Annotated in this window: 11 protein-coding genes; 3 read left to right on the top strand and 8 right to left on the bottom strand. The window is 62.5% G+C overall.

What is annotated here, in order from left to right; translation table 11 throughout:
- Positions 1–13 precede the first annotated feature (13 nt).
- From AC07OO_RS21170 to ppk2, 6 genes are all read right to left on the bottom strand, one after another.
- The gene (locus AC07OO_RS21170) at positions 14–2,452 is read right to left on the bottom strand and encodes a penicillin acylase family protein (RefSeq protein WP_495084134.1); all 2,439 of its coding nucleotides are present in this window, start codon (positions 2,450–2,452) and stop codon (positions 14–16) included.
- Between the two features lie 316 nt (positions 2,453–2,768).
- A complete protein-coding gene (locus AC07OO_RS21175) occupies positions 2,769–3,746 on the bottom strand; it encodes a hypothetical protein (protein ID WP_495084135.1) in 978 nt (325 codons plus the stop codon).
- Between the two features lie 311 nt (positions 3,747–4,057).
- A complete protein-coding gene (hpnE, locus tag AC07OO_RS21180) occupies positions 4,058–5,365 on the bottom strand; it encodes a hydroxysqualene dehydroxylase HpnE (RefSeq protein WP_495084136.1) in 1,308 nt (435 codons plus the stop codon).
- Positions 5,362–6,201: a presqualene diphosphate synthase HpnD gene (gene hpnD, locus AC07OO_RS21185; RefSeq protein WP_495084449.1), complete on the bottom strand. Its 840-nt coding sequence runs from the start codon at positions 6,199–6,201 to the stop codon at positions 5,362–5,364. The genes hpnE and hpnD overlap by 4 nt, the downstream gene beginning before the upstream one ends.
- A 68-nt stretch (positions 6,202–6,269) precedes the next feature.
- Positions 6,270–7,106 carry a hypothetical protein gene (locus AC07OO_RS21190; protein WP_495084137.1) on the bottom strand — a complete coding sequence of 279 codons (837 nt, stop codon included), beginning with the start codon at positions 7,104–7,106 and terminating at the stop codon, positions 6,270–6,272.
- 119 nt (positions 7,107–7,225) lie between these two features.
- A complete protein-coding gene (ppk2, locus tag AC07OO_RS21195; protein ID WP_495084138.1) occupies positions 7,226–8,158 on the bottom strand; it encodes a polyphosphate kinase 2 in 933 nt (310 codons plus the stop codon).
- Positions 8,159–8,313: 155 nt separating this feature from the next.
- Between ppk2 and AC07OO_RS21200 the strand changes: the two genes are divergently transcribed.
- Together AC07OO_RS21200 and AC07OO_RS21205 are read left to right on the top strand one after the other, a co-directional pair.
- Positions 8,314–9,636: a UDP-glucose dehydrogenase family protein gene (locus tag AC07OO_RS21200; RefSeq protein ID WP_495084139.1), complete on the top strand. Its 1,323-nt coding sequence runs from the start codon at positions 8,314–8,316 to the stop codon at positions 9,634–9,636.
- Between the two features lie 204 nt (positions 9,637–9,840).
- The gene (locus AC07OO_RS21205; RefSeq protein ID WP_495084140.1) at positions 9,841–10,449 is read left to right on the top strand and encodes a hypothetical protein; all 609 of its coding nucleotides are present in this window, start codon (positions 9,841–9,843) and stop codon (positions 10,447–10,449) included.
- A 61-nt stretch (positions 10,450–10,510) separates the two neighbouring features.
- Here AC07OO_RS21205 and AC07OO_RS21210 read toward each other — a convergent pair whose 3' ends face one another.
- Positions 10,511–12,160 (bottom strand): aminotransferase class III-fold pyridoxal phosphate-dependent enzyme, encoded by a 1,650-nt coding sequence (locus tag AC07OO_RS21210; protein ID WP_495084141.1) that lies wholly within the window; start codon positions 12,158–12,160, stop codon positions 10,511–10,513.
- 32 nt (positions 12,161–12,192) lie between these two features.
- Between AC07OO_RS21210 and asd the strand changes: the two genes are divergently transcribed.
- Positions 12,193–13,113 carry an archaetidylserine decarboxylase gene (gene asd, locus AC07OO_RS21215; RefSeq protein ID WP_495084142.1) on the top strand — a complete coding sequence of 307 codons (921 nt, stop codon included), beginning with the start codon at positions 12,193–12,195 and terminating at the stop codon, positions 13,111–13,113.
- On the opposite strand, the gene AC07OO_RS21220 is transcribed toward asd, so the two are convergent.
- Positions 13,094–14,347, bottom strand: coding sequence for a glycosyltransferase family 4 protein (locus AC07OO_RS21220; protein WP_495084143.1), 1,254 nt, complete (start codon positions 14,345–14,347; stop codon positions 13,094–13,096). The two genes, asd and AC07OO_RS21220, sit on opposite strands and share 20 nt — an antisense overlap.
- Between the last annotated feature and the right edge of the window lie 55 nt (positions 14,348–14,402).

The following is a 14,402-nucleotide window of genomic DNA, read 5'->3' on the forward strand; positions in this document are numbered from 1 at the left end:
AACGGAGAGTCGATCAGGGTGTCAGCGTCAGCGTGCTCTTGGTGCTGGCCTTCACGTCCGCCGGGCTGAGGTGCATGGGCCGGTACAGGCCCGACACAAACATCTCGGCCTGGTCATCGTAGTGGGCATCGAACAGCACGCCGCTTTGGCCCACGGGGTTGATGCCCACGGCCTTGTCGGGCTGGGCGAAGTCGATGACGCGGCGGGTGGACGGGCCGGAGCGCACGCCCCACGGCGCAGGGCCCATGTTGATGTTGAGGTTGTTGGGCGTCTCACGGCCACCGGGTACGCGGAAAGGGCCTACGTTGAAGATGCGGTCCAGCGGCTTTTGCTGGCCCAGCGGGTGGGCATGGGTCAGCGTGTGGGCCGTGCCCCAGTTCCACTTCAACAGGTCTTTGCCATAGACAGACTCCAGGTGCTTGATGGTGTTGACCCAGGCGATGCGCACGGTCTCGAAGCGGTTCTCTTTTTTCTTGGTGTCCACGTTGTCCCACCAGGGAGAGTTGGCGTCGGTCACCAGGCGGGGCAGGGCGCTGTCCAGTGCAAAGGTGCGCAGCAGGTTCTTGAACTGCACTTCGCCCATCTCGTCGGCCATGGCGGCATGGGCCAGCTCGTACATCAGCTGCGTGAACAGCAACGCGGCCATGCTTTCGCGGCTGTAGTCACCGTCCCACAGGTCCAGTGGCTCCAGAAAGGCCTTTTCATACGGATCGGTGGTGACGGCCTTGAGTATGGGCATCAGGTCCTTGAGCACGCGCGGGCCATAGCCGTTGCCACTGTCCAGTTGCAGGGCGCGGGCGGCGGCAGAGTCCCATTTCTTGTCGGGGTCGCTCAGCGCGCCATCCAAGCGCTGCACACGGTCGGGCAGGCAGTAGTAGCCGGGCACAGGCACACCGCTGGCGGGCTTGGGCTGGTGGTTGGCCGACACGATGTAGCCGCGCGCCGGGTTTTCTTCCTGGGGGTTGAAACTGAAGTTGTAGAAGCCGTTCTTGTCGGCTTGGTCGGTGCTGCCGTCCAGGATGAAGCTGGGGTTGACGCCCGCGGGGCGTATGGGCAGCTTGGCCGCGGCCCACCAGCCAATATCGCCGCTGGCGGCGGCCCACATGATGTTGAGGCCAGGGGAGTGGATCTTCTCGGCCGCGCGGCGGGCCTTGTCGCGGGTGTCGGCGCGGTTGAGCTCGTAGAAGGCGTCCATGACCGGGTTCTCGGTTTCCAGAAAGGCCCACCACATGGCAATGGGGGTCTTGCCAAAGTTGTCCTTGAAGGCGTCGGTGATGATGGGGCCGTGCGGCGAGCGGCGCAGTGTCAGCGTGACATCGGCCTCGCCCTTGACCTTGATGGTCTCCGTCCGGGTGGTCAGGTCCACCCACTGCCCCTTGATGGCCACCTGGTTGGGGTTGGCGGGGTTGGGCTTCTCGGCCACCAGGTCCACATCGTCGTTTTCGAACATGGTCAGGCTCCAGCCAAACTTGTCGTTGTGGCCCAGCAGCGCAAAGGGGTTCAGCGCCTGGTAGTGGCCATACAGGTCAAAGCCGGGTGCGGTCAGGTGCGCCTCGTACCACACCGAGGGCGTGGAGAACGCGATGTGCGGGTCGCCCGCCAACAGCGGCTTGCCGCTGGCCGTGCGCTTGCCCGATATGGCCCAGGCATTGCTGCCCTCAAAGGCGGGCACGCCGGCGGTCTCTAGTGCGTCCTGGCTCAGTTGCGCCAGTTGCTGCAGGCCGGCCCAGTCCTTACGGTCCAAGGCCAGCTTGGTGGAAGCGTTGCCGGGCCTAGTCAATGTGGCGGTCTTTGCCTGGGGTTGCACAACACCTTCAGGGTGCCAGTCCAGGTCAAAGATGCGTAGGTAGTCGGGGCCTAGCTCGTCGCGGATATGGGTCAGCGCCGGCTCGGCCTTGAAGGCCTGGGCAAAGCTGTAGGCCAGGTAGCCCGATACCGCAAAGGTGTCTTGCGGCGTAAAGGGGCGCTTCGGTATCTTGAGGATTTCGAATTCCAGCGGCACGGGGTGCGTGTTCTGGAACTGGTTGATGCCGTCCAGGTAGGAAATCAGCGCCATGTCGGCGGGCTTGGCGGGGTTCAGCTTGCTGGCCATCTCATCGGCCTTGGCGCGAATGCCCAGGGTGCGAAACAGCTTGTCGGTATCCAGCAGCTTGGGCCCCAGTACCTCGGCCAGCTCGCCGCGGGCCAGGCGGCGCACCATCTCCATCTGGAACAGGCGGTCTTGCGCATGCACATACCCCAGTGCCCGGTACAGGTCCATCTCGTTGCTGGCCTTGATGTGGGGCACGCCGCGCTCGTCATACGCTACGCTGACGGGCGCCTGCAATTGCTTCAGCGCCACCGTGCCGCTGCGCTGCGGTTGTTTGGTGTGGATATGCCAAGCGGCCGCGCCCCCCACGACCAGGATGGCGGCGGTGACGGTGGCGGCAGCGATTTTGACGGCGATGTGCATGGAAGGGCGACTCCTGAGGACGGCCAATGATACGCAATGGGGAGGGGGTTAGAGTCGCCGCGGCAGCAACTTAGGGCTGGTTTGTTGGCCAGCGCGCCACGCCGTTTGCCTTGGAGTGGGGTGCTTTGAGGGGAGGTGCAATACTGGTTCTGGACGACAAGGCGACCTTCGTGCTACTTCGAAGCTTCCTTACGCTTGAGCTATCCTGATCGTTGCAGTATTTGGCCAAAGGCCTGCCATTTCATTCAGTCCCTTTGGCCACATACCGGAGTGAGTTCGGTTGAGCGAAGGGGTTGGCCTCACACACACACACGGTTCAGATTACCCTCTGAATGACCATCCACGCTTCAACGTTTGCAATGCTGACTGGTTCCGGCACTCGTGCTGCCGCTAACAGTCTCCTGACTCGTTGCGTGCGTTTAACGGGATCACCAGGAAGATTCATAAGTGCAGGGCTCAGCGCGCGAGCCGCCCTGAGTCGCACTTCCAGACTCCGCTCATTCGCTGCCGCGACGCAAAGAGCCGCGTCAAAAGTACAGATCAAATGTCTCACCACAGTCGCGAACAAGATGCAGTCTTTGACGTGGAGCGGAATCGAAGTCCCAACGTTTGGTGGTGGCAGAGTGAATGGCTTTCGGAAGGGCGTAGAACTGCTTGATTGGGCGGCCAGCAAGGTCGCGTGGAGATCAACCATATCTTGGTCTGCGATGCCGTCCGAGTGAATGATGGAGTTCCTGCACTCCTTGAAGTATCTATACGCAAGCAAGTGCTCTTCAATCGTTGTCCAACGATTGAGTTTTGAAGAACTGAGTTTTGGGAGGAATTCGGTCTTCATTAGACTCGAGGTTGCAATGTTCGCTGCATCAACTGCATTGCGGAAACCCGTTCTTCGGCCTTTCTTGTTCGTTCCGGTTGGGAACTGAAGTGCTTTTGCGTGAGAGTCTGCGGCAGTTGGCGTAAAAAGATCTGAACAGACCTTCTCCGCCCAACTCTCGTAGAGAGTACATGATTCAAAGAGTATCCACTTGGCAAACTCTTCCTCGTGGATAGCCCAATCGGTTTCCAAGCATGTTCGGCGCAGATCAATGCCCCCCGGTAAGGTTAAACCGGAAAGGAACTTTGACTTGATGTCGTCAATGTGTTGGTCTGGGAACTGAGATTGGAATCCACGCACCTGCCACCAGAGCTCTCGGAGCCCAGCATAGCTGGCCCAGATAAAACCGAAGGTGTCGCCGAGCCTGCGGTCTACGCTTTGTGTTGCGGGAAAGAAGAAGGGAGGATTCGAACTGGGCATGTGAGGCCTAACGATTAGCGTTTGTCCGCCGCGCTGCAATGCTCGTAGAAACCAAGAACGCCTCCCGCGGCCGATAAACCATGCTGGACTGAACCATCTGCTGAGGCGGTCGCGATAGGGGTTGAAAGCTTCACCAATTTGTGTGATTAGATTATGACCGGGCTTGCGGTATCACCAGCCCGTTAACTTCGTGGCGAACGAACATATACCCCTTACGATGGCGCTGCGCACGCGCATTGCGCTGCCACAACGGGGCCCGCCCGACACAGTGCGCAGTGCGATGCGTGCAAATAGTCAGCGCAAAGCTTGGTCTAGGGCAAATATCCCGCCGCCCAGCCGCCGCGCACTGCGCCTTCCAGTGTGGCCGGGTAGGGGCCTTGCACGTAGTCGCCGGCGGCCAGCAGGCCAGGTGCAATTTGCTGGGTTGGTCGCTGCAGACCCGGTGTGCAGGCAAAGGTGGCCTGCTTTTCAACCACAGTCTGCACGGGCTGCAACGCGGGTAGGCCCAAGGCGGCGAGTTGGTCTTTGGCCTGCTGCAGCACCGCGGCCTGCAGCTCTTCACGGCCACCATCGCTGGCGCTGACCACAAAGGCCAGCAGACCTTGCGGGCCGTCCAACTGGCCGCGGTCGAATACAAACTGGGCCGGTGCGGTGGCAGTGCTATGCAGGGCCAGCATGGGATGGGGCAGACGGGCCTGGGGTGCCCAGGCGTAGACGGTGGCGATGGCCTCAAAGCGCAAGGCTGAGGCGGTGGCAACCCAGCTTCGCAATTGGGTTGCTACGAATTCAGGAGCGTCCTGTGTAGATTCTGTGAGGGCTAGCGCCGCATGAGACGAAGACGTTGCCCAGATGACGCGGTCAAACGCCTCGCCGTCCAGCAGCCAGTGCGGCGCCTGCCAGCGCGGGCCGCCTACGCGCTGCCCCAGGTGGACCTGGCCACCGCGGCCTGCGATCCACCGCGCGGCGGCGGCGGGGAACAGCGCGCTCAAATCGGTGCGGGGCAGCAGCAGATGGGAGCCACCGCGTACGCCAAACAGCGCGTCCTTCATGACCCGCAGGAAAACCTGGGCACTGGCTTGGTCAGCAGGCGTGTTCAGCGCGGATACGCACAGCGGCTCGATCAGCTCTTGCAGCACGCGGGGCGCCATGCCCTTGCAAAGAGCTGCGACCGATAGCTCGGGCGCGCAGGCGAAGCCCCGGATCTGCCAGCCGAGCGAGGCCCGTATCAGCGACCAGCGCTCGCCCCAAGACCAGCCTCGCGCCGTGGCAATGGCTGCTATCGCGTCGAATGGCGCGGGCCAGTGCTTGGCGTAGGCGGGCGTTTGCAAACCAGAGCCATCAGGGAAAGGCAGGGATAGGGTTTGGCGCAGCAGCAGGGCGTCCGGGTCCAGGCCCACCAGGCGCATCAGGCGCAGTGTCTCGGTATAGGCACCGATCAGAATGTGCTGGCCGTTGTCCAGCGTGACCGGCGTGCCGTCTGGCAGCGTGCCCTGCAAAGCCCGTGCGCGGCCGCCCAGTGTGCGGGAGGCTTCGAAGACGGTGACGGTGTGGCCTTGCGCACAAGCGGCCACGGCCGCGGCCATGCCGGCCCAACCGGCGCCGACGATCGCGACTCTCAAAATCTGCCCAATGCTTGCATCTTCCACGCCAGCCACATCTTGCGCAGCGGCGTGAGGCGAATGCGCTGGTGCAGCACCTGGAAGTTGTCGGCCTCGATCTCGCGCAACAGCGCCCGGTAGATGCTGGCCATCATCAGGCCCGGCTTTTGCGCGCGGAAGTCTTCCGCGGGCAGCAGGGCCAGGGCCTCGTCGTACAGGCTGTGGGCACGTTGGGCCTGGAAGCGCATCAGCGCGGTGAATTTGTCGGAGTAGGTGCGTTTCAGGACTTCATGGGCCTTCACGTCAAACTGCTGCAGCTCATTCACCGGCAGGTAGATGCGGCCGCGCATGGCGTCTTCACCCACGTCGCGGATGATGTTGGTCATCTGCAGGGCCTGGCCCAGCTTGTGGGCGTAGGCTGTGGTCTGTGCCTGGGTCTGGCCGAAGATGCCGGCCGCCACCTCGCCCACCACGCCGGCCACCAGGTGGCAGTAGCGCTGCAGGCCGGGGTAGTCCAGGTAACGGGTCTGTTGCAGGTCCATCTGGCAGCCTTCGATGACGGCTTGCAGGTGGCGCTGCTCGATCTTGAATTCAGCGGCCAGCGGCATCAGCGCCTGCATGACCGGGTGGCTGGCCTGGCCGGCATAGGCCTTGGCTACTTCGGATTGCCACCAGGCCAGCTTGGTCTGGGCCACGCTGGCGTCCACCATGTCGTCCACGACGTCGTCCACTTCACGGCAGAAGGCATAAAAAGCAGTGATGGCGGCGCGCTTGGGCGCGGGCAGAAACAAAAAAGCGTAGTAAAAGCTGCTGCCGGATGCGGCGGCTTTGTCTTGAACGTATTGCGCAGGGGTCATGGCCTGTATTGTTACATCCATGGCCCGGCTTTCCGAGGGTGGCCGGCAGATTGCGCGGCGGTACGGGTTCAGGCTGCTTGGCGCGAACCGTTCACCGCGAAGCGGTCCAAAAACGGCGCGTGGATCAGCCCAATGCTGAACCACACGGCCACACTGAAATACAGCGTCATCCAGGCGATCTCGCTCTGCCAATCTTGCCAGCGGTGCGACACCACCCAGCGCCCAGAGGCATCGGCCACGCCCTGCAGCACGCTCAGGTAGTGGCGGCCACTGGCCTCGTCGGCCACCCAGCGCGCCCAGTACATGGGCACGTCGACCATGAACATGAACACCACATAGGCCACCGCGGTCACGCCGCACAGCAAGAGATAAGGGCGCAGGGCACGTGTGCAGCGCGGCCAGATGGCAACCAGGCCCAGCACCAGCAGCGCGGCGCTGATGCCCCACAGCGATTCCTCCACCACATGGCCGATGTTGGAGGTGGTCAGCACCGAGTACCAGGAGAAGGTTTCGGCCACCGCGATCAGCGGCACGATGGCCCATGCGATGGCCTTGCCCGCCTTGCTGCCTGCGGCCTGCGCGGTCTCGTGCAGCAGCAGCGCCCACTGCGTGACAAAGCACAGCTCGGCCAGTGTGGCCACGCTGCGGCCCACGATGACGCTGGACATCCACGAATCGACCAGGCACAGGCGCTGCACGTCATATACCGGCAGCGCCGAACGGTAGGCGCAGCCCAGCACGTAGCCGGCCGACAAGATGAATTGCAGCCGCCGCTTGGCGTATACATCGGGGGGCAGGGCGGGGTGGCGCTTCTTCAGCGCTGGGGCCGACAAAGACAGGCCCAGCACATTGACCAAGCTCACGCCACACAGCAAAACCCACCACAGAAAAAGCTCGGTCGACATCAGGCCGCGATATTGCGCCTAATGCCCTGTTTTTGTCAACGGTATAAACAATATATACCGTTTACAAAAGTAAAAATATTTCGGTAAATGTCAGCCTTGGCAGGCTGTCGGTATGGCTTTCAGTAGCGCTCGGGCACGATGATCTCGGTGGGGACGGGGCGGCGCATGTAGTCGTCATGGCGCACCCGCGGGGGCAGTTCGACTGATTCTTGCTCCACCTCCTGGTAGGGAATCTGCTCCAGCAGGTGGTGGATGCAGTTCAGGCGGGCTTTCTTCTTGTCCACGGCCTGCACGATCCACCAGGGCGCCTCGGGTATGTGGGTGCGCTCCAGCATGACCTCCTTGGCCCGCGTGTAGTCTTCCCAGCGGGCGCGGGATTCCAGGTCCATGGGGCTGAGTTTCCATTGCTTCAGCGGGTCGTGGATGCGGCCCAAAAAGCGCGAATGCTGCTCTTCGTCTGTGATGGAGAACCAGTATTTGATGAGCTGTATGCCTGAGCGCACCAGCATTTTTTCGAACTCGGGCACGGTGCGGAAGAACTCCTCGTATTCGTCGTCGTTGCAGAAGCCCATGACCCGCTCCACACCGGCGCGGTTGTACCAGCTGCGGTCGAACAGCACGATCTCGCCCGCGGCCGGCAGGTGCGACACATAGCGCTGGAAGTACCACTGCGTTTTCTCGCGGTCATTGGGGGCGGGCAGGGCTGCCACCCGGGCCACGCGGGGGTTGAGCCGCTGGGTGATGCGCTTGATGACGCCGCCTTTGCCCGCGGCGTCGCGGCCTTCAAACAGAATCACCACCTTGTGGCGGCTATGCACCACCCAGTCCTGCAGCTTGACCAGTTCGCCCTGCAGGCGAAACAGATCCCTGAAGTACTGGCGCCGGGCCAGACGCTCGGCATCGCTGCGCACACCGGTGGCCGCCAGTTCCTCGATGCTGCGGTCCTCCAGTTCCATCTCAAATTCTTCGTCGTAGCCATCCATGACGTCTTCACGGATGCGGCGTATCAGGTCTTCGTGGGCTTGCTGTTGGGGCAGGGTGTCGAGTGGCATGGCGGCCTCGTTGCGGAGTGGCAAAGGCACTGAGCTTGCGCGCAGAGCAAGACATTTTTGTGACAAATCCAAGACAGTTTTCACACAGCAGGGGCGTCACAAAAGTTTCGCAATGCATGGACAGACTGGGAAGGTTTTCCAAGGAAGCCACGCATATGAAAATTTCTGTCATCGGAACGGGCTATGTCGGCCTGGTCACCGGAACCTGCTTGTCCGAAGTGGGCAACGACGTGATGTGTTTTGACACCGACGCCGACAAGGTCCGCCGCCTGCAGGAGGGCGAGATACCCATCTACGAGCCCGGCCTGCAGGACATGGTGCGCCGTAACGCCAGCGCCGGGCGCTTGCACTTCACCAGCGATGTGCAGGTCGCCACGCACTTTGGCACCGTGCAGTTCATCGCCGTGGGCACGCCACCGGGCGAAGACGGTAGCGCCGATGTGCACTATGTGATGGAGGCCGCGCGCAATATCGGCCGCTATATGAACGACTACAAGGTGGTGGTCGACAAAAGCACGGTGCCGGTGGGCACGGCCGACGCCGTCAAGGCCGCCATCCAGCAGGAGCTGAAGGCCCGCGGTGTAGACACGCCCTTCAGCGTGGTCTCCAATCCCGAGTTTCTGAAAGAGGGCGCCGCCATTGACGACTTCATGCGCCCCGGCCGCATCGTGCTGGGTTATGAGGACGAGCAGGCTGCGTTGAACATGCGCGCCTTGTACGCCCCTTTCCAGCGCCACCACGAGCGCATGGTGCTGATGGACATCCGCAGCGCCGAGCTGACCAAGTACGCCGCCAATGCCATGCTGGCGACGCGCATCAGCTTCATGAACGAGCTGGCCAATCTGGCCGAGAAAATTGGCGCCGACATCGAGAGCGTGCGCAAGGGCATAGGCAGTGACCCTCGCATCGGCTACGACTTCTTGTATGCGGGTGCGGGCTATGGCGGGTCTTGCTTCCCCAAGGATGTGAAGGCCCTGATCCACTCCGCGGCCCACGCTGCGGATATCGAATTGAAGGTGCTCAACGCGGTCGAGTTGGCCAACCAGGCGCAAAAACATGTGCTGGGCAAGAAGGTCAAGGCGCGCTTTGGCAACAACCTGCAGGGCCGCCACTTTGCGCTGTGGGGCCTGGCTTTCAAGGCCAATACCGACGATATGCGCGAGGCCAGTAGCTTGGCCGTCATCAACGACTTGCTGGCAGCGGGGGCCACCATCACCGCCTACGATCCGGTTGCCATGGACGCCACACGCCGCATCTATGGCAACGAGCCCCACCTGCGCTTCGCAACGTCGCAGACCGAGTGTCTGGCCGGCGCCGATGCGCTGGTCATCGTCACCGAGTGGAAAGAGTTCCGCAGCCCCGATTTCGACGCCATCAAGGCCACGCTGAAGCAGCCCGTGGTGTTTGATGGCCGCAACCTCTATGACCCGCAACTGGTGCGTGGCATGGGGATTGAATACCTGGCCATTGGGCGCTAGCATGGGCTGGGAGTCCGCACGGGGTTTCACCGCCGGGCCGCCCCAAGGTTTGGACTTGGGGTTTTGCCAAACGCGCCCCCTTGGGGGGCAGCGACCCGCGAAGCGGTGGAGCGTGGGGGCAACGTTTCACGGAAGTGTCACTTGCCTTGTCACATCACCGCCACATAGCGCCACTAAATTGGCGCGCAGAGGAGCGAACCATCTATGTCTGAATTCTTCAAGCAACTAGCCATCCAGCGTTGGGACGACCACCGCTATTACCACCACAGCCGCATCAACCAGTCCTTGCACCTGGTCAGCGCCATCAGCTTCGTCGTGGCCTACGCCATGCTGTTCAAGGACCCGGCCGTGGCCGCGCTGATCGCCTGGCTGGTGTCCATGACGACCCGCCAGTCCGGGCACTTCTTTTTCGAACCCTTGGGCTATGACGAGGTCAACCAGGCCACGCAAGAGCACAAGGAGGCCATCAAGGTGGGCTACAACCTGCGCCGCAAGATCATGCTGCTGGCCATCTGGGCGGCATGTCCCCTGGTGCTGATGCTGGACCCCAGCTTCTTCGGCCTGCTGGAGGCTCGCACTGGAGTGGACGGCTTTTTGCACAACACCGGCATGGTCTGGCTGTGGATTGGTGTGGGTGGCCTGCTGTTCCGTACTGTGCACCTGTTCTTTTTAAGGGACGTGATGTCGGGCCTGGTGTGGATGACCAAGATACTGACCGATCCTTTTCACGACATCTATCTGTACCACAAGGCGCCGCTGGCCTTGCTGCGCGGCGAGTTGATAGAGCCGCGCAAGGGCATTCACCAGGCCTGAGTTTTTCTATCCTGTGAATACCAGCAACGGCCCTCGTACGGGGCCGTTGTTTCGAAGTCTGCTAGGACGTCTTCGCCTTCCACATCTCTCGCAGTATGCGCCGCTGGATCGAGGGGTTGCTCAACGCCGCATCGCTCCACCACCAGCCGTCTTGCTGCATCTTCTGGGCGGCACGCACAAAGCGATCGGCTACTGCGTCGAAGTCTGCATCGGTGTAGTTCAAGCTGAAGATGATCCTGCCCGTGCCCACCCAACTCAAGGCCAAGCCTTCCAGGCGCAAATAGTGTTGAAACAACCAGTTGTAGCAGGCGGGCTGCGTGTACAAAACCGTCCAGATCGACGACAGGTTTGCCACCTGCACCGGCACGCCGGCCTGTTGCAAACGCAGGTTCAGCGCCTGGGCGCGGCCGTCCCACGTGGCATCCAGCTTGGCATACAAGGCCTGGATTTCCGGCTTGTCGAGGCTTTGCAGGAAGGCGTTCATCGCGCCCATCACATAGGGGTGCGAGTTGAAGGTGCCGCGCGCGAAGCAGATGTCGGCCGGGGCCGTTGTGTTGAAGCGCTGCATCCAGGCCCGCTTGCCGCAGACCACGCCAATGGGCAGGCCGCCGCCCAGGGTTTTGCCATAGGTGACCATGTCGGCGGGCACGCCGAAGTATTCTTGCGCGCCGCCCGGTGCCAGGCGGAAGCCGACAAACACCTCGTCAAATATCAACGCGATGGATTTTGCATCGCAAATGGCGCGCAGCTCTTGCAGCCACGCTGTATAGGCCGCACGGTCGAAGTGGGCCTTGCGCGCGCTGTTCAGCAGCGACGAATCGCCGGGGGCTGCGGCATTGGGGTGCAGGGCTTGCAAGGGGTTGACCAGCACGCAGGCGATGTCCTTGCGCTTGCGCAGCACGCGCAGCGTGGCGGCGCCCATCTCTTTCAGCGTGAAGGTATCGCGCTCGGTGACGGGGTTGCCAATGCCCGGTTGTACATCGCCCCACCAGCCGTGATACGAGCCGCAAAAGCGCACGATCTTGTTGCGGCCCGTGTGGTAGCGGGCCAGGCGCACGGCCTGCATCACGGCCTCGGTGCCCGACATGTGGAAGGACACTTCGTCCATGCCCGAGATGCGTTTGAGCCGTGCCACGTTGTCGGCTACCACCGGGTGGTAGGCACCCAGCACGGGGCCCAGTTCTTTCACCGTTTCAGCCCCCTGGGCGATGCAGGCTTTGTAGAAGTCGTTGCCGAGCAGATTAACGCCGTACGAGCCTGCCAGGTCGTAGAAGCGGTTGCCGTCCAGGTCCGTGATGGTCACGCCGCTGGTGGACTGCACGAACGAGCCCGTCTTCAGGCCCCGCTCCACCAGTTCGCGGAACTGAAATGGAATGCGGTAGGCACTGACAAATTGCAGGTCAGGCAGGCTGCCGGCCACGTCGGCACTGACCTGCAGGCTTTTGGGGAAGCGCTGGCCGATCTCGGCCACCAGGGCGTCAAAAGCCTTGCGCCGCTGGGCCACCACGTCGGCCGGAGCGCCGTCCACCGCAAAGGCTTTGTCTTCGCCATAGCGGTAGCTGGGCAGCAGGGCCGCCACGCGCCGCGCCATGCGCGGGTGGCCCGCCAGCGAGCGGTGCTTGGCCAGCGACAACTCGGCGCGCTGGCGTATGCGCTGCAGACCCAGCACGAAGGCGGCGGTGCTGACGCCGTAGACCAAGACTGTATTCAAACCTATCAATTCATCCACAGGAAACACCTCTCATGACAAACATTGCAAGACAAGAAAAGAAGAGCGATAGCAGGAGCCTGCGCCAGCGCATACAGGCCATCCTGGGCCAGGAAGACATCAACTTTTTGCTGACCAACCGCCTGCCGCGGCGCTGGCTGACGCAATTCATGGGTTGGTTCAGCAAGATCGAGCAGCCCTGGGTGCGCGATCTGTCCATTGCCACCTGGAAGTTTTTCTCGGCGCTGGACTTGAGCGAGGCCCAAAAGCCCCGCTTCACCAGCATGCACGACTGCTTCACCCGCGAACTCAAACCCGGCTTGCGCCCGCTGGCCATGGACCCGCAGGTAATGAGCAGCCCGGTGGACGCCATCATTGGCGCGCACGGGGCCATAGAGGGCACGCGCATCTTCCAAGCCAAGGGTTTTCCGTACACGCTGCAAGACCTGCTGGGTGAGCAAGAGGTGATTGACGATTGGCGTGACGGCAGCTTTGTGACGCTGCGGCTGACGTCCAGCATGTACCACCGCTTCCATGCGCCCTATGACTGCACGGTGGAGCGGGTGCGCTACTTCTCCGGCGACACCTGGAACGTCAACCCCATCGCACTGCGCCGCGTGGAAAAGCTGTTTTGCAAAAACGAGCGGGCCTTTATCCGCACCCGGCTGGGTGGTGACGGCCCCTGTGCAGGCCAGCGCGTGGCGCTGGTGCCGGTGGCGGCGATTCTGGTGGCCAGTATCCGACTGCACTTTCTGGATGTGCTGTTCCACCTGCGCTACCAAGGCCCCCAGACCGTGGCCTGCGACGCGCCTTTCAGCAAGGGGCAGGAGATGGGCTGGTTTCAGCATGGCTCCACCATCATTGTGTTGGCGCCCAAGGGTTTCGATCTCTGCGAGGGCCTGGCCGATGGGGACCACGTGCGCATGGGCCAGGCCCTTATGCGCTGGAGTGCTTGAGCGGAGTGGCCACCGCCTTGGGCGCGCGGGCCGGGCCAAACTGGCGGCCGTGGCGCTCCAACACGCCCGACAAGGTTTCTACAAAACTGTCGTAGACGGCATCCCAGGCCAGATGGGCCACGCTGGGGGCTGCGGCCTGCTTGAGCTGCTGCACCAGTTGGGCATCTGCCGCCAGGGCCACGGCGGCATCGATGAAATCCAGCTCCTCGGTGCTCTGCACCAGCACGCCATTGCTACCGCTGACGATCAGCTCCTTGGCGGCGGCATGCGCATACGACAGCACTGCCAGGCCGCTGGCCATGGCCTCGGGCACCACATTGCCAAAGGTTTCGGTCAGGCTGGGGAAGAGAAACACATCGCCCGAGGCGTAGTGCTGCGCCAGGTCTTCGCCCTTGCGCACACCGGCAAAGATCGCCTCGGGGCAGGTCTCTTGCAACTGCTTCCGCAAGGGGCCATCGCCGACAAACACCATGTTGGCGGTGGGCACCCGTGCCCGTATGGCGCGAAAGGCGGCCACCACCAGCGCAATGTTCTTTTCCTTGGCCAGGCGGCCTACATGCATCAGCACCAAGGCATCGTCCGCCACACCCCAACTGCGGCGCAGCTCAGCCGAGCGCTTGCTCGGGCTGAACTGGTCGATGGCCACGCCGCGCGACATCAGGCTGACATTGTGATAACCCCGGGCCTGCAACTCCGACACCATGGCTGTGGTGGGTACCAGTGTGGCCTGGGTGCGGTTGTGTAGCTTGCGCAGATAACCTTCAATCGTCTTCTTGAACAGGCCTATGCCGTAGTGCTGTGAGTAGCTTTGGAAATTGGTGTGGAAGGAACTGGTGACCGGCAGGTGCAGCGCACGTGCCGCCGCCACGGCCGACCAGCCCAGCGGGCCTTCGGTGACCACGTGCACGATGTCGGGGCGCTTTTCGCTCCACAGCTTGACCAGGCGGTTTTTGGACGGCAGGCCAAAGCGCAACTCACCATAAGCCGGTACCGGCACGCCGCGCGACAGCACCTCGTCCAGCCCTTCGCGGTTGGATAGCGGGCTCTCCTTGGCCTGGCGCGGTCGCACCACCTGCACCGCATGCCCGCGCTGCAGCAGGCCATCGACCAGACGCCCCAGTGTCATGGCCACGCCATTGACCTCGGGTGGGAAGGTTTCGGTCACGACGGCGATGCGCAGGCTGGGCGCGCGCTCGGCGAAGGATTCGACCAGGAGTTCGTTTGGATGGTTCACGCCCCTGAGGCTACCGAGCGCAGATAACAGTTTGATGATGCTTTCTTGACACTTT

It is taken from the genome of Rhodoferax sp. GW821-FHT07G04 (assembly GCF_059418585.1).